The sequence below is a fragment of the Desulfovibrio sp. genome (assembly GCA_016208105.1).
In the GTDB taxonomy this organism is placed as follows: Bacteria; Desulfobacterota; Desulfovibrionia; order Desulfovibrionales; family Desulfovibrionaceae; genus Fundidesulfovibrio.
Map to the genome: position 1 here is coordinate 46,077 of JACQYS010000011.1, position 19,336 is coordinate 65,412.

Consider the following 19,336-nt stretch of genomic DNA (forward strand, 5'->3'; position numbering starts at 1 on the left):
AATCGTCCGCATGTGAAAACACTGCCAGGATGCGCATGATGTATGGCCAAGAACTCCAAACCTCGTAAGACCTTGCATGTCTGACAGCGTAAAGACCAAGGAACAGCTCATCGCCGAGCTTGAAGCGGCCCGCAGGCGTATCTCGGAACTTGAGGCGGATGAAAAAGCCGGAAGAGAGGCCCGGGCGTCCCTTCATGCCAAGGACGCCCTGCTCGGCGCCATGCTGCGCAACCTTCCCTTCGATTTCTGGGCGCGCGACACATCTGAGCGCGTCATCATGCAGAGCGATGAATCCATAAGGGTCTGGGGCGACCTGTCGCGGGCCTCGATTGACGAGGGGGACACCGCCCGCGAAATCGTCGAATCCTGGCGAGCAAGCAACAGGCGCGCCCTTGCCGGGGAAATCCTTTCCGAAGACAGGCACTACGCTCCCACCAATGGCGAGCCCGGCATCTTTCACGCCATTCTGGCCCCCATCCGGGACAAGGACGCGATCCTGGGCATCCTGGGCATCAACATCGACATCACCAAAAGCAGGCGGGCCGAGGAGGCCCTGCGCGAAAGCGAGGAGCGCATGCGCCTGCTGGTGGAGAACGCCGGAGACGCCATCTACCTGGCCGACCAGACCGGCAGGTTCCTGGACGTGAACCCCGAGGCCTGCCGCCAGACCGGCTACTCCCGCGAAGAACTGCTCGCCATGAGAATAAAGGACGTGGATGCAGATGAAAGGCCGGATCTGGACGCCTTCGTCGAGTACCTGCGGTCCGTTGAAAAGACCTCCTTCGAAACCCTGCACCGACGCAAGGACGGATCGACCTTTCCGGTGGAGGTGCGGGCCGCCATCATTGATAATGGCGGCAAGGCCCTGCTCCTTGGCTTCGCGCGCGACATCTCCGAGAGAAAGAAGACCGAAGAGAAGCTACGGAAAAGTCAGGAACGCCTGCGCATCGTCTCCGAGAACATCTACGACTGGGAGTACTGGCGCGGACCGGACGGGAAGTATCAATGGATGTCGCCGTCGTGCGAAGCCATAACGGGCTACACCCCCGAGGAGTTCATCCAGGATCCGGATGACCTTGTCCTTAAAATCGTCCACCCGGACGACAAACACATCTGGATAAGCCATATCGAAGAAGTGAACAGCCACCAGCCGCCTCATCAGGAACTTGATTTTAGGATAATTACCCGCAGTGGCGACACCGTGTGGCTTAGCCACACCTGCAAGCCCATCTACAACCAGGACGGCGTTTACTTGGGCCGCCAGGGCTGCAACCGCGACATCACCGACCGCAAGCTGATTGAAGACGCCTCGCGGGAAAGCGAAGCCCGTTTCCGCATGCTCTTCGAGAACGCCCCCCTGCCGTACCAGTCGCTGGATGAAAGGGGGTATTTCCTGGACGTGAACAAGAAGTGGCAGGATACGCTGGGATACGCCAAGGATGAGGTGGTGGGGCGGTGGTTCGGGGATTTTCTCGGCGAGGGCTTCGTGGAGCACTTCGACCGCAATTTCCCCATGTTCAAGCAGGCCTGCATGATCGATGGCGTCGAGTTCGACATGGTCACCAAAGACGGCCGGACCGTCCGGGTCGCCTTCAACGGCAGGGTGCAACAGGGCGACAAGGGCGAATTTTTGAGAACCCACTGCATCTTCACCGACATAACTGAGCGCAAGCAGGCGGAACAGGCCATAGCGACGTCCTTGCGGGAAAAGGAAATTCTTCTTCGCGAGATCCACCACCGGGTGAAAAACAACCTCCAGATCATCTCGAGCCTTTTAAGCCTCCAGGCGGACGGGCTGAACGACCCCGTGCTCCGGAACGTACTGGCCGAGAGCAGGGGGCGGGTGATGTCCATGGCGCTCATTCACGAGCAGTTGTACCGCTCGCACAACCTGAGCGGGATCAACATGGACGACTATCTCCGGCAGCTCCTGCCCCGGCTGGTGACGGCATACAAAGGCCAAAGGACAATCTCGCTGCGCCTTGATCTGTCCGCCATCTCCCTGACGCTCGACCAGTCCATCCCCTTCGGGCTCATCGTGAACGAACTGGTCACCAACGCCCTCAAGCACGGCTTCAAGGACAAAGACCAGGGCACGGTGACCGTGGCGGCGTCGCTGGCCCCTGACCGCGTGACCGTGGTGGTGCAAGACGACGGGGTGGGGCTGCCCGAAGGCTTCCAGATCCAAACCGCCGCCACGCTGGGGCTCCAGATCGTCTCCATGCTCACCAACCAGCTTCGCGGGGAGCTTTTCGTGCAGTCCGAGGCGGGAGCCGCCTTCACTCTCACGTTTCCGCACCGGGCTCGTTGACAGCGGGCTGGTAAAGAGCGGGTCGTGCGCCGCACATTCCCGGGTCGAAAGCGAGACAGGCGCGAGCATCATTTGCTAGCATGGGCCACCAGGCCGGGAGGAGGAAGCTATGAACAGGATTCTACTCGCATCGTTGGTCGCGGCTGTGTTGCTCGCTGGCGGATGCGGGCCGGTAAAGCCCATGACGGAGAAGGATTTCAAGGGATTCTGCTACCAGTACGGCGACGGCGAGAACGGCGGGGATTGCGACACCATCGCCGTGTGCGACCCGTATACGGCAGTCATAAACAGGCAGCAGGCCTCGCTTGACGCCTGCATGCAGGAATGCGCGGCCATCCACGGCCAGCAGTTCGGCAAGTATGCCGGCTCCTCCTGCAGCGGTCCGGCGGACGCCGCCCGGGACTGGTGCGTGAAGTATTGCCGGTCGGCCTACCCGAAATAATCGGTCACTGCTGATGCTCTGCCATTACGCGGCCCGTCTCCTGTAAGGCGGGCCGTTTTCTTTTGCTCGGAGAATTCTCGGGACGATCCGCCAAGCTGCCGGAGGTCAATCTGAGGCTTTCGGGCAGGGAAGGGTGACCGTGACTGTGGTCCCTTCGGCCTGCGAAGTGGTGAACGAGATGTCCCCGCCGTGGGCCCGGGCGATGAGCCGGGCGCTGTATGTCCCAAGCCCGGTGCCGTAGCTTTTGTCCGCGGTGGCGAACTTCTCGAAGAACGTGTCCCGCACGGCTTCCGGGATGGCGCCCTGGTTGTGGATGTCGATGCGCAGCCTGTTGTTTTCGATGTGCCAGGAAACTGTGACCTGGCCGCCTTTGGGTGAAGCCTCCACGGCGTTTTTCACCAGGTTCGTCAGCATTATCTCCACAAGGAACTGCTCTCCCGAAAGCAGTGACGCTTCCTGCGCCATAGCCGGACCCGAGTCCCAGGAGTGAACGAGCCGGACCTGGCGGGCTTTGGTCAACGGCGCAAGAGACGCCTCGACGTCGTGCATCACCTCCAGCAGATCGAAGCGAACGGCCTGGGGAGCGTACGTGCCTTTCTCCATCTGGTGTATCTTCTCGGTGGAATCCAGGAGGCCTATCACGTTGCGGACCCCGCGCATGAGACCGGGAAGCAAGGCGCGGAATTCGTCATTCAATTTATCCTCGAACGCGAGTTTCGCCATGCTCTGCAGCCCAATAAGGGGCGACTTGATGTCGTGGCGGATGATGCGCTCCACGTTCTCGCGCACCTGCTCGGCCTTCTTGCGCTCCTCGATCTCAAGCTGGAGATCGCGAAGCAGCAGGTCGTAAGGCTTGGTGAGGCCGGTGACTATTATGGCCTGGTACATGAACCAGAACGAGACGATCTTGAACAGGTGCCCAAGCAGGTTGCTGGGGGCGTAGAGGTGCACGTAGAGCGTGAAGCAGAACTCCGTGGCGATGGTGGCAAGAATCGAGAGAATGAGCAGGCGCAGCACGTCGGGCTCGAACCTGTCTTTGTTGCGTAAAAGCAGCGCAGTGGCGACGACAAGGATGGCCATGATCGCGTATTCGCTTACGATCTTGAAAGAGGTCAGGCCCACTCCGGGCAGGAAGCAGTCCGGGAATACTTTCCAGTGGAAGATCGCCAGCAGGGCAACCAAACTTATGGTAAGGAAGCAGCCGAACGTTACGGCGGGGAAAACCCGGCGGCGAAAGAACAGGGGAGCGAACAACAGGGCCAGGGCCTCCATGTAGCGCGCCACCAGCCATATCTGGGGCGGGAGGTTGTTGTCGTCGAAGCCCGGGAACACGTCCATGCCCTTGTAGGCCATGGTGTGCAGCACGTCGAAGAGGGCCACGAAGAGATAGGCGATGCCGATGAACAGCAGGTAGCCGTTCTTGTGGTAGGGCCTTGAGTTCCAGGCCATGAAGAAGACGCCGCTGGCGATAATTATGCTGAACAGTTCGGCCAGGGTGTGGAAAAGAAGGTAGCTGTAGAGCGTGGTGAGGCTGAGGGCGGCCAGGGCCGCGCACCCGGCGAGCACGCCAACCCACGATGTAAAACCCGTCAAAGCTGCCACAGCCTCCCCCCTAAAATAAGTCCCGTTTGTGTGGAACGGTCTTCAGGCCTGTACCAGCCTGTTCTTTCCCCTGCGTTTGGCCTCGTACAGGGCCGCATCTGCCCTGGCCAGCACGTCTTCGATCCGTTTCCCGTGCAATGGCCAGGTCGCGGCGCCGATGCTGACCCCGACGGTGGCCGTCTGGCCTTCCAGCACGAATGGCTGTTCAATCGATTGTAAAATGCGCCCGGCCAGGAGAGGAACCTCGTTTCGCTCCTGGCCCTTTGTTTCCACCAGAACGATGAATTCGTCACCACCCTGGCGCACGAGCACATCCTCCCCCCTCAGGCAGCCAGTCAGGCGCCGGGCCACTTCCCTGAGCAGTTCGTCGCCGGCCTGATGGCCCAGGGTGTCGTTTACCGCCTTGAATCCGTCCAGGTCCAGGCAGAGCACCTCAAGCGATGCGCCTTGGCGTGTGAGGCGCGGCAGGGCCGTGGCCAGATGTTCGGACAACCCCAGCCGGTTGGAGAGCCCGGTGAGCGGGTCCCTGGTAGCCAGGCGCTGCATGCGGTCGCGTACGATTTCGCTTTTGGTCAGGCTGTCGATGAGCGAGGAAAGCGAGGCGGCCAAGGTCTTTATTTCCGGGATGTCCTGGTTCTCCGGGATGGCCACATCCTCGCCAAGGCGTATTCTGTCGGCCGTGTCGGTAATGGTCTTGAGCGGCTTTATCACCCGCCCCGCGATGAACAGTCCCGCTCCGGCGAACAGAACGGAGAGCAGTGCGCCCACCAGGAAGATGTCGCGCATGAGCACGCGCACCGGCGCATAGGCCTCCTTAACGGGCTGGCGGGCGATGACCGTCCAGCCGAGCCCGCCGTACTCCCGGAAGCCTTTCCCGAAGGCGGCCCCGGTGAGGTACTTTTTTCCGTCCGGCCAGGTCTCCACGGCCCAGACGCTTGGGGCGCTGCGGCTATGCGCCAGAAGCGGTAGGTCCAGGGTTTTTCCGTAGAGCGTGGTGTCGCCCAGAAGTATCGTTCCTCCCTGGGCCAGGATGAAGAGGTCCAGGTCGCGTTCATCCTTGAGCGAACTCAGGATGGAGGCCTCGACCTCCTTGGCCCACTGCCAGCCAAGATGGGTGGCCAGCACGCCGATCAGTTTGCCGGAAGCGTCCTTTATGGGGAGGCTTATGTCCACGAATTGCATGGGTTCGCCCGTGGGGTTGGGCAAAAGCTTGGACAGGAGCACGGCGTCGTGGACGTCGCCGATGAAAAGCCCTTTGATGCCCTCGACGTACACGGGGCGCTGGGAGATGTTCTGGTCCTTCAGGATGGAGCCCGTGGACTCGATGACCGTGCCGTCCGGCGCCAGGAAGCCGACCCAGGAGTAGAACGGGATGGCGGCGTGCAACTGGTCGATCGCTTCCCGGATGTCTCCGAACCTGCCGGGCGACTGGAAGATGTCTCGCCCGGAAAAGAGGATGACTTCCCTGGTTCTGGTCCACATGGTGCGGTCCAGCTTGTCCGCCATTTGGGCGGCTATGTCCGCCAGGTGCGAGCCGATCTGCGCCTCGGCCACCTGGCTGGCCCGCATGCCGATGAGAATGCTCAGCACGCCGCTCGACAGGATGATGAGCACGGAAAAGGTAAGGGCGAACCGGGCGCGGAGACTGAGCTTTTTTGGCATGGCCGTCCTTTTGGGGGGCACTGCAACGTCTCGTTGGGGTGGGTGCCGGACAGTGCTCCACGGCTCTGCGCGAGCCTTCCGGCCGGCAATGTGCGCACGCTGCCTGGCTGATACCGGCACCCATGATACCCCAAGACTTTTCAGGATGGTAGCCTCGCCTGGCGACTTTGCCCTGGCAATTACGGTATGGGCGGTGTATTTTGCTTTATGGTGCGGCATGTGTTTGCAGGCATACTGGCCCGGGGTTGCCGGGGCGTGCCTGGAGGCGTCAGGGAATACATCTTCGCGGAGGAACCATGAGGCATGTCGAGCGGATGGCGGGACGTCTGGCGGGGCTGTTGGCCTTCGCGGCCCTTGTTTGCCTGGCGGCCTTTTCCCCGGCCCTGGCCGCTGGCGAGGCGGGCGAACAAACGGGCAAGGTGTGGAGCTTTGTGCTGTTGGGCGACACCCGCGACGTGACCAAAAAAAGCGCCACGGGCATAAGCGCCGGGCTGGCCGACCTGGCCGGGCACATAGCGGCCGAGCCCGTGAAGCCGGATCTGGTGATCCACGCCGGAGACCTGACCAACGGCTATTGGCTCAAAGCCCCCAGCCCGCTTTTGAAGCTTGATCCTACGGTTCGCTACCGCGAGATGTACAGGAACTTCCTGGAGGCCACGGCCCCCATCCGCGAGGCGGGTATCGCCATGTATTATGTGCGGGGCAACCATGAATTCGGCGGAGAAATAAACCCCGGGGCTGGCGTGCCGGAGCTCATAGCGGCCTACGGCGAGCTGTTCGCCGCCAGGATGCCCCAGAACGGGCCGGAGGATTCCAAGGGCCTGAACTACAGCTTCACCCACAAGTCGGCCAATTTCATCGTCACCGACCAATATACCGGCAGCCAGGGCCGCAGCGTGCGCATCAACCTGCCCTGGATCAAGGGGCAGCTCGAATCCGGGCAAAGCCCCGTCACCTTCGTTTTGGGCCACAGCCCGGCCTTCACCACCAGCGTGTCCGAGGAATACGAGTTCCAGCTGGCGGCCGTGGCGGATCGCGACCCGTTCTGGCAGGCCCTCACCGCTCACAAGGTGAAGGCCTACCTGTGCTGCCACGAGCATTTCTACGCCCGGGGCGCGGTGGACGGTATCTGGCAGGTGGTGCAGGGCAACGGCGGGGCCAGCCCCATGACCTACGACCCCAAGGCGCAGGACAAACGCCTGACCAACATCTTTCCGCACAAGCGCGTGCCGGCGAAGGAGATGCTGCGCGGGTACATGGTGATCACCGTGGACGAGACCACCGGGACGGTGACGGCCCAGGAGAAGTGCGTGAAGGACGGGAAGATGGTGGTGACGGACAGCTTCACCATGTGAAGCGCCGGTACGGTGATGCGGGTCCGCCTGGTATTTCGTCTAATGGTCGGCCGCCCCGTCTGCTTCGGTCATGGGCAGGAGCACCCGGAAGGGCTGGCGCACTCCCTGGGCCTTGGCCAGGTTCTGCAGGCGCATCAGGCTAAACGAGTTCACTTCCAGCCCCTTGGCCAGAAGCAGTTCCCCCGCCTCGCTCATGAGGTCTTCGCCTAAGATCATGCCTTCCTTGAGCTCCACCAGCCGGATGTCCCTGGGCACCACGCCGGTGTCGGCCAGGATGTAGCGCTCGAACACGTCCAGGATGTGGCTGTCGTAGACGCCCGTGCGCTGCTTCATGCGCCCTATGGCGTCGAGCTTGTTGCCCAGGCAGCTCTCCAGGTTGTCGAAATCCAGGCACACCTTGAGTATCCTGGCCCCCCGGCTCATGTCCGGCGAGGTCAGCAGGGTGTCCTCCTGGTGGAGCATCATCTCGCGAACGTCTTCCAAACGGGGGATGCTCGAGAGCAGCTGATACCCCACGGTGGGATGCATCTGGAATATCTGAAGCTCTTCGGAGGAAAGCTCCTCGGCGGAACACCTGCTCTTGTGGACGATGTCCTCGGGTATGAAAATGCAGCCGATCTGGGAGAGCATGGCCGCCAGCTCGAATTTCCAAGGGTTTTTGAGCCCCAGCCTCTGAACCACGTTCTTCACGTGCCGTTTTATCCTGTCCGAGCGTCCGAAAGCCTCGGGATTTAATTGCCCGAGGATTTCCGTGAGCACCTTGATGCAGCCCTGCAGCGTGCCGTGCAGGAGCTCCTTCTCCGAGATGATCAGCCGGTGTTGTTCAAGCGCCGCTTCAAGGCAGCTGACCAAGTTCGAGGTGGAGCAGGGCTTGGTGAGGAACCTGAAGACCCGGCCTTCGTTGATGGCCGAGGTGGCGGAATCGATGTCGGCGTAGCCCGTGAGCATCACGCGCACGGTGTTGGGTGATATTTCGCTTATGCGGGTAAGCAGCTGCACGCCGTTCATGCCGGGCATCTTGAAGTCGGAAACCACAACGGCAAACGGCCCCTCTTCGGCCACCATGCGCAGCGCCTCTTCCGGCCCATGGGCTACGAACACGTCCTGGCGCTTGCGGAGCATGGTGCTTATCGTGTCCAGGATGTTTTGTTCGTCATCCACAAAAAGTATTTTGTGCGACATGTGTCAGCCCTTTGTATGCTTACTCAAATGCGCAAGTTACTCTTGAACATGCTGAACGCTCCAGGAAATACTGCGAAATAAACAGCAAAATGTAAACAACTACCCGATAGGAATCCGTATGTGTATTGTGGTGTGCCCGGGTTCCGAAGTGTCCAGGTGGATATCCCCGCCCAGTGCAGTAACCATCAACTTTGCCGAGTATGTTCCGACCCCAGTTCCATACGGCTTGTTCTGGGTGACGTATTTCTCAAAGAAACGCTCCTGTATGTCCGCCGGGACCTCGCCGCAGTTTCTGACTGAGATCAGCATGTCCTTGTCCCGTTTGACGTCTATGATGATGACATCCTTGACGCAAGACGCTTCCACTGCATTTTTGAGAATGTTGCCCAATATGCACGTCAGGAGATGTTCGTCACATTCTATCAATTGGTCAAACGCGTCAAAGTATTCCTGACCGTCTATTGTTATTTTGATGTCAATTTTCTTGCTTTCAAGAATTTTCGCTTGTTCCCCAATCGCGTCTTTAATTGTTTTGAATATTCTTACGCCGCTTACATTCTTTTTGTAGACTCCCCTTTCCATTTTCTCGAGCAGTGCTTTGGATTCGAGAATCCTCAGTATTTTCGATCCGGAGGTGTGTATCGCCTGAAGCGCCTCTTTCGTATCCAGCGGAACATTTTCAGAACCCAGGAGCATGGAACTCAAACTTACGATCCCGAGCATGGGGCCCTTTATGTCGTGGTTCATTATCACTTTTGCGCTGTTTTCGAATTTTTCAAAAATCGTCTTGTTGTACAAGGCGATGCAGTCTTCAATCATCTCTCGTAGTTCGTGCGTCTTGTAGGGCTTCTCAAGGAACTTGTAGGCAATGTTGTTGTTCACGGCGAAAAGAGCGGTTTCCAGGTCCGCAAAACCGGTGAGCATCACACGCACTGTATCAGGAGTTAGACCGCGCACGGCGCTTAAGAAGTCCACTCCACCCATGTCAGGCATCTTCAAGTCGGAAACGATAACGGAGTACTCCTCGCCGTTCTTTATCTTTGCAAGGGTGTCCCGGGGGTTTGCGCACGTCTCAATGGTGTAATACTTTTTCAGGTTCGACCGCACCGCGTCGAGAATATGCTGTTCATCGTCCACGAACAGTATGCGCTCATTCATGACACTTTCCTTCGGACAGAGATTGTTCGCACAGGCTTCGCCAGTTCTTCAGGCGCTCGGAAGTGTCCTCCAAATCCCGGGTCTCGAGCTCGAAGGGGCGAAGGGCGTAGCCGGAGTTTATCCTCACCATTTCGTGGTCCAGGACGTTGGCCGCGTACACGGACAGCTGGGGCGACAGCGTCTGGCTGTCCTGGCGCTGCGGGGTATGGTGCCAGCAGACCGTCTCGATATGGGAGCTGCTAAACCCCCACAGGCCCATGAGATAGGCGCCCACCTCCGCGTGGGTGGCCCCGAGTATCTCGCGTTCGGCCACGTGTACGGGGCAGTTCTTGGCGCGCACCATGGCGAGCACCTGGCCGAATTCCTTTTCCATGTTGGTGGCCAGAACGAGCTTGCCCACATCGTGGAGCATGCCGGCTATGAAGCTGTCGTCGCAGTCGGACTGCTGCGCCCCGTCCACGTCGGTTATGCTCCTAGCGAAGCAGGCCACCCTTAAGCTGTGCTCCCAGAGCATCTTGATTGAAAACGGGTGTTGATCCACGTCTTTAAGCGAGGAGAACAGGTGGGTGCCGAGCACCAGGGCCCGCAACGTCTGCCCGCCAAGGTGGTTCACGGCGTGATGGATGCTTGCAACGCGGGTGGGAAGGCCGAAGAAGGCGGAGTTGGCCAGGCGCAGGATGGAGGCCACCATGGACACGTCCTGGCTTACAATGTCTCCCAGTTCCTTCAAGGTGGAGTTTTCGTTGGAGAGCGCCGCGACCAGCTGATTGTAAATGGCGGGCAATGTTGGCAGCGATTCCAGCCTTGCCACGATGGATTTCAATTGGCGGCTGGCCAGGACGTCGCGCAGGCTGAGCGAGTTGTCGATGGCCCGTATCAGGTCCACGGGGCGGCAGGGTTTTCCGAGATACTGGTGCGCCAGCTCCACGGCCTTCAGAACGCTCTCTTCCTCGGAAAAGCCCGATAGGATTATGCGAACGCTTTCCGGGTAGAGGCGGCGCACCTCCCGCAAAAGCTGGGCGCCGTCCATGCCGGGCATGCGCATGTCGGACACAACCACCTCATGGGGGTTCTCGGCCAGAATGGCCAGGGCCTCCTGGCCTCCAAGGGCGAAGGACATGTCCCACTTCTCGCGCATGGGCCGAAGGCTCAGCCGGAAGCTGGTCAGGATGTTCTGCTCGTCGTCGACGAAGAGTATCTTTGGTTTCATGCGGTTCTCTAGATGAGCGGTTTATTCACCCGTCACAGGGAAGACGGATGATGAAGGTCGTTCCCGCGCCCGGCTCCGATTCGTACTCCAGGGTTCCTCCGTGTTTGTTTACCACAATGTCGTAGGCGATTGCCAACCCCTGGCCAGTGCCTTTGCCGACTTCCTTGGTGGTGAAAAACAGGTTGAACACCTTGTCGCCGACGTCCTTCGGGATGCCTGTGCCGGTGTCCCTGATGCGGATCTCCGCGAAGTCGCCGTCGGCTTTGGTGGTAATGGTGATGAGCCCCAGGTTGGATGTGCCCTGGACCACGTCGCCGATGGCATGGGCGGCATTGACGATGATGTTCAAGAGAACCTGGCTGATCTCGCCCGGCATGCACAAAATGTCGGGGAGGTCTTTGTCGAAGTCGGTTTGCGCCTCGGCCACGTATTTCCATTCGTTGCGCGAGATAACCAGGGTGTTCTCTATGGCGTTTTTCAGGTTGAAGGCCCGTTTCTCCTCCCCGCCAGCGAAGGAGAAGCGCCGCATGGCCTGGACGATGGTGCTTATGCGTTCGATGCCGTCGAAGATTCGTTCGATGGTTTTTGGGATCTCGGCCTGAAGGAAATCGGCGTCGATTTTTTCGAGAAGGTTCCTCAGGGCCAGGGCCGCCTCCTGTCCCACCTTTTCCGGTTCGTTGCTGTACCGCTCGGCCGTGGTGAACAGCTGGCCGATGTCGTCGAAGGACTCCTTGAGAAAGGTCACGGAATCGCCCACGTACTGGGTGGGTGTGTTTATCTCATGGGCGATGCCGGCGGCCAGCTGGCCTATGGCTTCCAGCTTCGCGGCGTTGGCCAGCTGGGCTTCCAGGAATTTCACCTCGGAGATGTCGTCACCGAGTATCAGGTAGCCGTCGTAGCCTCCCTCCTCATTCCAGAGAGGACCGATAGTGACGACAAAAAAGCCGTCCTGGCCGTCGATTCGCTCGTACCAGAGGTTGTAGAACCGTTTGGGCTTGAGCTCGGTGCGGGTCTGTAAAACCCCAGCCACTATCATTTCCCAATCCCAGGGGATGGGAAGGTCGTACAGGGGCTTGCCGATCACATCCGGCGCATTCAGGCCGAAGATGTTCGCGGCGGCGTCGTTCCAGCGGACCACGGCGCCCTGGCAGTCAACGCCGATGAGGATGGAGGAAATGGAGGAGAGTATCTGGTTTATCTCGCGGTGGGCCAGCTTTCTGTCTATGATCTCGCTCTGGAGAAGCTCGTTGGCGCGGGCCAGCTCCTGCGTGCGGTTGGCAACGCGTTGTTCTATTTCGGTATATGCGGCATGGAGCTCACTCTCGGCGTTTTTCATCGCCGTGATGTCCAGGTTCGTTCCAACCATGCGCAGCGCATTGCCGTTTTCGTCGCGCTTGATGAGAGCGCTCGCCTTTATATAGTGGATCGACTTGTCGATGTCCCAGAATATGCGGAATTCGAATGAGAAGTCCTCTTTACCGTTCAACGCTTGCATGATGGCTGTTCTGCTCGCGTCGAGGTCGTCCGGATGAATCCTTGATTCCCAGTCTTTATATGTGACTGCATGGTTCTGGTTCTCAAATCCGTACAGCTTGTACATCATGGGGTCCCATATCAAGGACTTGTGCACCAGGTCATAATCCCAGATGCCTATGTTGGATGCCTCTGTCGCAAGCTGCAGGCGTTCGCTGGTTACCCTGAGCTTTTCCTGCTGTTGCATGCGCTCGGAGATGTCTTCAATGGTCACTATGACGTCTGTGGGCGGTTTTCCCGGGTTCACCGGGTTGAAAACCATTCGTATATAGCTTGTTTTGTTTCCTGTTGCGGACGTGTAGATGTCCTCGAAAAAGGATGGCTTGCCGTTGAGCGATTCTTTGACCACGCTTTGCAGTTTGGAATCGGTCTGCGTGGCGACATTGAAATGAAGAAGCGCCTCTTTTGTTGAGCCCATCTGCTCGGCGAGCTTGTCGTTGCAGTTTATGACGGTTCCGTCGGACCCGATGTGCATAATTCCCAGCGGCGAGTTGTCGAACATTATCCTGTGCCGGTTAGCGCCCTCGCGAAGCTCCTTGAATATCCGCGTCGTCCAGGTCGCAAGGAAGAAAACCAACACCGACAGGCACGCGGCGAACGCGAAATAGACGTTTCTTCTCGAATAGAAGCCTGCCAACGCGTCGCTCTCGGAGACGCTTGCTATGACGGAAAGGGGAAAACCTTTCACCGCACGGATGCTTAAAAGTATCGTTTGGCCCTGGGCCTCGGTGTAGGTGATGTTGTCCAATTTGTTCGGTGATTGGTTCTTGACGAAACCGGCCATCTGGTCGTCGATGGGTTTGCCAACAGTGTCGGCCGTCATGTCCTTCTGGGCCCGGATGATGCCGTCATGGCCGACCAGTATGATCTTGCCGTGCGGCCCGATGTCGATGTCCTTGTAGAACGACGACAAATAGAAGGGGTCCAGGGAGACGACCACGACGCCTCCGAAGGACTTGTCGGCCTTCACCAGGCGGGTGGTCAGCTGGATGGACCATTTCCCGGACACCTTGCCCAGGACGGGTTTGCTGACGAAGAGATTGTTGGTGGTGGAATTCACGTGCACCTTGAAATGCTCGCGTTCCGAGAGATCGACCGGGGTGAAGTCCGCCTTGCTGCTGCCGGTGTTGATGCCCTTCTCGTCTATAATGGAAAGCAGCTGGAAGATGCTCATGGAATTGGGGTCCACCTTGGCCAGGGAGCCCAGGTTCAGCTTATCGTCTAGCTCGTAGCGGGATCTTATGGATAAGGCCAAAAGGCTGGCCTGTTCGAAGGTTCGTATGGCGTGCTCTTCCACGGCCCTGGAGATATTGGCCGTGTCCCTAAATGCGGCTTCGATATCCGATCTTTTCTCATCGACGCACTTATAATAGGTGCCGATGAAAAGCAGTATGACTATTAACGATGAGATTCCGTAACAAACCGCAACGGCGTTTTCCTGCATGAATTCGAATCGGGAGGGTTTTACGCGAGCGATCTTTCTGTTCATAAGCACTTTATCTCCGTTGTCGCGGGAGTGCGGTGACGATTGAAGCCTGTTTCGTGGTCTCCGTTCTATGCGCGGCGTCTTTATCCGGTGTGCGAATGAACCAGCCGGCAGTGTCCTCGCGGCCACATTCTCCGGGTTCGCGCCGGACATGCTGTGCGTGCCGCGTGTGTCTCTCCGGGTTCGCGTACATGGTGCTGCTTGGTTGTCATGCCCGCGGGTGGTCAGGTATGAGACAATGTATTCATAGACAGAAATCGGAGTTGAGAGAAGCGTTTGGAGTACGGAAAATATACGGAGAGAAAAAACTTTTGGCCGCCGCTGAGCTAGGAACACTGGAAGCACCATGACGGACAGAATCCTCATCGTTGATGACGAGCGACACATCCTCTCCGGGATGAAGGCCATGCTGCGCAGGAATTTCAGCGTGGAAACGGCGCTCGGAAGCGAGCAGGGCCTTGAAATGGTGCGCTCCTCGGGGCCGTTCGCCGTGGTACTTTCGGACCTTAAAATGCCCGGCATGAACGGCATCGAGTTTCTCACCAAGGTCCGCGAACTCTCGCCCGCAACCGTGCGCATAATGCTCACAGGGCATGGCGACCTGGACGCGGCGGTCAAGGCCGTGAATCTGGGCGAGGTGTTCAGGTTCTATACCAAGCCCTGCTCGTCCGAGGTGCTTGGCGAGGCCCTGAAGGCCGGCCTGGAAAAGTACCGCAAGGACGCAAGCGTCGAAGACTCCGCCTTTTTCAAGGCCCTGCAAAAGCTGGCCGCGGCGAACCGGCCAGACCCCGAAGTTTCAGCGGATAACCGGGGGGCCGAGGAGCAGGACAACACGCTCTCGCTGCGCGAACGCACCATAGCGGCTATGATACGCAAGGGGAGCTCCACCAAGGAGATGGCGGAACACTTGAACATCTCGCCAAGAACCGTTGAAACCTACCGCGACAACATCCGCAGGAAACTGGGGCTGGCCGGGCGCAAGGTGAACCTCCAGAGCGTTCTGATCTCGGTGGAGGAGTGAGGCTTCGCGGGTGGCCGTAGCCTAACCGTTCCGAAAGGGCCTGGCATGCCGTTTCCGTTACCGGAACACGTGCAACATGAGGGCGCAAGACCTTACCATCCGTACCGGGCTAAAAGCGGAAAAGGCCGTCCGGGCAGGACGGCCTTTCGCGTTGCATGCGGCGGCATGCGGTGGGGAGGAGGGGCGGAAAGGGCGGGAGCTACATTCCTGGAGCCGTGAAGCGCCAAAGGTGGGGCGGGATCTCGATGTGCATGTCGGCATCCAGTTCCTTCAGGTGGAACAGGAAATACAACGAATCGCTTGGCGGGGCGGAGTAGAGGTTCTTTTTCATGGCGTTTCGGATGATCCCAAGCGGAATTCCATACGTCCTGGACATCTCGATCATTCCAAGGCCAATGGCCGCCATGCCCTGGGTGGTGAACTGAACTGTATGAAGGGCCACCCGGATGGCCGTGCGCCCATTGAGGGTCACTGTCCGCTTGCAAGCGCAGGGGCTTAAGCTGTCGGGTATGAACATGCGAACTCCTTTTCTGTCTTTCCCGCACGGGATGGGGTCGACCTAGATGAAAATGATAATCAATGTCAATAAGGATTGCTCACACTGTGCGCTCAGGGCCACTGGCCTAGATGACGCCCGCTCAAGAAAGCCTGTCGAGAAGCATGGGAGGGGGGAAGAATACAAAAAGGCGCTCCCGCGAGGCTGAGGACGTCTCGCGGGAGCGCGGCGGGTCTATTTATTGAGCCCTTTGTGAAACCGGCCTGTGTGGCCCGTTCGCACGGCCAAGCAAACCGAAAACTCAAGGCGGCGCCGCTGACCGGACTTGCCGGGCAGGCCCCGGTGTCTACCAGTTCTCGCCGAGCAGCTCGAAGTACGCCTGGGGATGGGCGCAGGCAGGGCACATGCCCGGAGCCTCTTCGTGCGTATGCAGGTAGCCGCAGTTGCGGCAGCGCCAGGTGACCGGCTTGTCACGCTTGAACACGCGCCCGTTCTCCACGTTGGCCAAGAGGTCGCGGAAGCGCTTCTCGTGCTGCTTTTCCGCAACGGACACCGCGTTCCACACGGCAGCGATCTCGGGGAAGCCGTCGGCCAGGGCCTGCTGCGCGAAAGTGGGGTAGAGGTCGCTGTGCTCCTCGTGCTCACCCATGGCCGAAGCCAAAAGGTTTTCCGCCGTGGTGCCGATCTTGCCGGCCGGGAAACAGGCCGTTATCTCCAGGTCCCCGCCCTGGAGGAACTTGAAGAAGCGTTTGGCGTGCTCCTTCTCCTGGTTGGCGGTTTCCTCGAAGATGTCGGCGATCTGGACGAAGCACTCTTTCTTGGCCACGCCGGCGAAATAGGTGTAGCGGTTGCGCGCCTGGCTTTCACCGGCAAAGGATTTCAGCAGGTTCTGTTCGGTCTTGGTTCCTTTCAAGCTGGGCATGTCGTATCGCTCCTTTTTTGTCTTTTGTGTTTCCTGAAGAAATAACCGGCCTGTATCAAGGCAAGTTATTAATAATTATTCTTTACAAGAAACGATTATCAAGAAGCTTCAGGCTCGTCAAACCAATTTCTAGTGAAAATGCATGCGGCAAGGCTTAATCCTCTTCGTACCTGATATGTGGAGTTTTTCCAGCCTCTTTTGGTCCGGGTGTTTTCAAGCGCTTTTGTGGAGGGGAAAAGTCAGGCGCCGTCCCGCGCCTCCTGGATAAGCGCGGGACGGCGCCACGCATTGGGAGGAGGTCCCAAAGTTTGGCAACGTGCAGGTGTGATGGTCTGACTACCAAACGTTCATGACTTTTTGGCTTTCACCAGGAACATCCGCAGCACCACCACGAAGAACACCGGTATGAAGAGCACCGACCGCCTGTTCATATTGGGCTAAAAAAATGGGCGTATCGTTACAAATGCATGGGTGTTCGTAAAATGTTCCTGCCGTCATGATGGATGCTCCTAACCGAGCCAGGATGGTGCATAGGCTGTTCGTTCACTGTTCGCATTGTTGGCCAAGGCTGTTCGCAAACTGTTCCAAATTGCCTGAACACCTGAGAATCTCTGAGTTTTTCATCTCGCCAGATCGCCGGATGCCGGCTGTGGCCGAAAGCTGGATCCTTCCGGACGTGCGTTAAGCCTGGGCTTGCCTGAGAAGGCGAAAGCTGGCGCTTAAGGTGCACAAAGCGCAAAGCTTTTGCCAAAGCTTGGCTGTGGCAAGCCTTCTTGCACATTGAAAACTAGGGAATCCCTACTTGTTCAGTTGGGTATTTTGAGTATGGTCCAGGCAACAATTCTAAACGTTGGACGCCATGAGGGGTTGGGGCGTTCAAAATCCGGCATGCCGTCCCGGAGAGATTCGCCAAACCTCAAGTCCCAAGCGGAGAGTCGGCAATGCCTTTCATCGACTGGAATGACGACATGTGTGTCGGGGAACCGATGATCGACGACCAGCACAAGAACCTGGTCAATCTGATTAATGACATCGATGATGCCACCAGGCGATATGTCAGCCATGCAGAAGTGTCCGAGTACATGCAAAGGTTCTTCAAATACATGATGGACCACATGCAGGAAGAAGAGTCTCTCATGGACCAGAGTACGTACAAACAGTACTTCACGCATGTGCAGGAGCACATTGAGTTTTCTCAGAAGACCATGGATTTCTATAAGAAGTTCATCGACGACCAGAAAGTCGACATACAAGAACTGCTCAACTATCTTGTTTCCTGGTTCATAAATCACACGACTGTGATGGACAGGACGTTGGCCCTGCATCTGCTCGAGAAGGGTGTGAAGCATTAGGAAGAGCCTTTTGCCCTTCTTTTGATCATCCTCCTTATCCTGCTGTAACGCGCCTGTTCGAAGTTCTCAGCCAGTTCCAGCCGGGAGCTGGCTTCACGTCCCGTTCCAGCATCGCCTCCATCTCCTCTGCGCCCGCAGGCTCCAGCTTTTCCAGAGGCTTCTTGAGTACTCGCAGAAGTCCCTGGTCCTTTTGCCGCCATCTCAAACCATGTTCCCAAATGGGAACATCGGCTGAAAAAGCGTTCCGCATCGGCCCATAAAACCCTGGCAAATCAGGAGGCGCTTTCTGTTAACGCACGGGTATTATTGCACATGTTTCTCTGGCACCGACCTTGCTCAAGGCTGAAACACCACAGCACGCAGGAGGGACCCATGTCCGAGAACGTTATTTCGCAACCATTCGAAAAGCAGCAGGCATTCGCCCAGGCCATCATCGAGAGCCTGCCAGGGCTTATGCTGGTCACGGCGGTGGCTCTTGTGGCCAACTTCGTGGCCCCGAAGCTTGAAGCCTATCCCCTGTTCAAGACCTACCTTTCGCTCAAGGACTTCATCCTGGCCATCATCTTCGGCATCATAATCCGCAACACCGTGGGCGTGCCCGCCGTGTTCCAGCCGGGTCTGCGCTACTCCACCATCATGACCAAGACGGGCATCGTGATCATGGGTTCCAGCTATTCGCTGGCAGGCCTCGTCTCCATCGGCGGCCAGGCCTTGGCGTTCATCGCCGTGTTCCTGTTCGGCACCGCCGTGGCCATGATGTGGCTGTGCAACAGGCTCGGCATGTCCACTTCGCTTGGCGCCTGCCTGGCGGCCGGCATGTCGGTGTGCGGCGTCTCCGCCACCATCGCCATCGCCCCGGCCGTGAAGGCCAAGAACGAGGACATGGCCTATTCCATCGCCGTGGTCCTGATGTTCGGCCTGCTGGCCCTGGTGGCCTTCCCCTTGGTGGGCAAGGTCTTGAACCTTAGCGCCGAGCAGTTCGGGGCCTTCGCGGGCGTGGGCATCGTCAACTCCGCCCAGGTGCTCGCGGCCGGGTTCGGCTACAGCCCGGACGCCGGCAAGGTGGCAGGCATCTACAACATCGGCCGCGTGGTCTTTCTGCCCTTCGTGGTGCTGATGCTGGCCCTCATGGCCGCCGCTCAGGAAGCCAAGCAGGGCAACGAAGTGGCCAAGATCAACAAGCTGCAGATGATCCGCGACAAGTTCCCCCTGTTCATCCTGGGCTTTATCGCCATCGTGTGCATGAACACCATGGGCATGCTCAGCAAGGCCGAGATCAAGGTGGCCAAGTCGTTCATGGAATGGGCCTTCCTCCTGGGCTTCGCCAGCATCGGCCTCACCACCCGCCTTTCCGACCTGCGCGCGGCCGGTTTCGGTGGTTTCCTGTTCGGTTTCGGCGTCGCGGGCCTGAAGGCCGCGTTGGCCCTGGCCGCTGTCCTCTACTTCCTGAAATAACGAAAAAGGAGCAAACCATGCAGTTCTTCAAATCCATCTCCAAGTCCCGCCGCCAGGACTCCATCGTCATCCTGCTCGGTTTTGTTGTCATCGCGGTGTGCAAGGCACTCGCCTAAAGATTCCTTGCATCCAAGCATCCAGGCGGCCGC

Annotated in this window: 15 protein-coding genes; 6 read left to right on the forward strand and 9 right to left on the reverse strand. The window is 58.5% G+C overall.

The annotated features are described in order from the left end of the window. The first annotated feature begins 76 nt into the window (after positions 1 to 76). A complete protein-coding gene (locus HY795_06260; GenBank protein ID MBI4804820.1) occupies positions 77 to 2,311 on the forward strand; it encodes a PAS domain S-box protein in 2,235 nt (744 codons plus the stop codon). A 109-nt stretch (positions 2,312 to 2,420) separates the two neighbouring features. Further along, on the forward strand, positions 2,421 to 2,753 hold the full coding sequence (locus tag HY795_06265) for a hypothetical protein (protein ID MBI4804821.1): 333 nt from the start codon (positions 2,421 to 2,423) through the stop codon (positions 2,751 to 2,753). A gap of 105 nt (positions 2,754 to 2,858) precedes the next feature. On the opposite strand, the gene HY795_06270 is transcribed toward HY795_06265, so the two are convergent. Both HY795_06270 and HY795_06275 read right to left on the reverse strand, forming a co-directional pair. Continuing rightward, positions 2,859 to 4,355 carry a GHKL domain-containing protein gene (locus tag HY795_06270; protein MBI4804822.1) on the reverse strand — a complete coding sequence of 499 codons (1,497 nt, stop codon included), beginning with the start codon at positions 4,353 to 4,355 and terminating at the stop codon, positions 2,859 to 2,861. Between the two features lie 42 nt (positions 4,356 to 4,397). Further along, positions 4,398 to 6,017 carry a GGDEF domain-containing protein gene (locus HY795_06275; protein MBI4804823.1) on the reverse strand — a complete coding sequence of 540 codons (1,620 nt, stop codon included), beginning with the start codon at positions 6,015 to 6,017 and terminating at the stop codon, positions 4,398 to 4,400. 296 nt (positions 6,018 to 6,313) lie between these two features. Between HY795_06275 and HY795_06280 the strand changes: the two genes are divergently transcribed. Continuing rightward, complete coding sequence (locus HY795_06280) at positions 6,314 to 7,372, forward strand: metallophosphoesterase (protein ID MBI4804824.1); 1,059 nt, start codon at positions 6,314 to 6,316, stop codon at positions 7,370 to 7,372. Between the two features lie 39 nt (positions 7,373 to 7,411). Here the strand turns inward: HY795_06280 and HY795_06285 are convergent, their stop codons facing one another. The 4 genes from HY795_06285 to HY795_06300 form a co-directional block, all read right to left on the reverse strand. Beyond that, a complete protein-coding gene (locus HY795_06285; GenBank protein ID MBI4804825.1) occupies positions 7,412 to 8,554 on the reverse strand; it encodes a response regulator in 1,143 nt (380 codons plus the stop codon). 99 nt (positions 8,555 to 8,653) lie between these two features. Further along, positions 8,654 to 9,712: a hybrid sensor histidine kinase/response regulator gene (locus HY795_06290; GenBank protein MBI4804826.1), complete on the reverse strand. Its 1,059-nt coding sequence runs from the start codon at positions 9,710 to 9,712 to the stop codon at positions 8,654 to 8,656. After that, complete coding sequence (locus HY795_06295) at positions 9,705 to 10,922, reverse strand: HDOD domain-containing protein (GenBank protein ID MBI4804827.1); 1,218 nt, start codon at positions 10,920 to 10,922, stop codon at positions 9,705 to 9,707. The genes HY795_06290 and HY795_06295 overlap by 8 nt, the downstream gene beginning before the upstream one ends. A 25-nt stretch (positions 10,923 to 10,947) precedes the next feature. Then, a complete protein-coding gene (locus tag HY795_06300) occupies positions 10,948 to 13,944 on the reverse strand; it encodes a PAS domain S-box protein (protein MBI4804828.1) in 2,997 nt (998 codons plus the stop codon). 343 nt (positions 13,945 to 14,287) lie between these two features. Between HY795_06300 and HY795_06305 the strand changes: the two genes are divergently transcribed. Further along, positions 14,288 to 14,962: a response regulator gene (locus tag HY795_06305; GenBank protein ID MBI4804829.1), complete on the forward strand. Its 675-nt coding sequence runs from the start codon at positions 14,288 to 14,290 to the stop codon at positions 14,960 to 14,962. 199 nt (positions 14,963 to 15,161) lie between these two features. Here the strand turns inward: HY795_06305 and HY795_06310 are convergent, their stop codons facing one another. The 3 genes from HY795_06310 to HY795_06320 form a co-directional block, all read right to left on the reverse strand. Further along, entirely contained in the window at positions 15,162 to 15,479 is a 318-nt protein-coding gene (locus tag HY795_06310) for a hypothetical protein (protein ID MBI4804830.1), read from the reverse strand. A gap of 325 nt (positions 15,480 to 15,804) precedes the next feature. Continuing rightward, positions 15,805 to 16,380, reverse strand: coding sequence for a rubrerythrin family protein (locus HY795_06315; protein ID MBI4804831.1), 576 nt, complete (start codon positions 16,378 to 16,380; stop codon positions 15,805 to 15,807). A gap of 336 nt (positions 16,381 to 16,716) precedes the next feature. Continuing rightward, a complete protein-coding gene (locus HY795_06320) occupies positions 16,717 to 16,878 on the reverse strand; it encodes a hypothetical protein (protein ID MBI4804832.1) in 162 nt (53 codons plus the stop codon). 443 nt (positions 16,879 to 17,321) lie between these two features. Here HY795_06320 and HY795_06325 point away from each other — a divergent pair, with 443 nt between their 5' ends. Next, complete coding sequence (locus HY795_06325) at positions 17,322 to 17,732, forward strand: hemerythrin family protein (protein ID MBI4804833.1); 411 nt, start codon at positions 17,322 to 17,324, stop codon at positions 17,730 to 17,732. A 372-nt stretch (positions 17,733 to 18,104) separates the two neighbouring features. Then, entirely contained in the window at positions 18,105 to 19,187 is a 1,083-nt protein-coding gene (locus HY795_06330) for a putative sulfate exporter family transporter (protein MBI4804834.1), read from the forward strand. Positions 19,188 to 19,336: the final 149 nt, after the last annotated feature.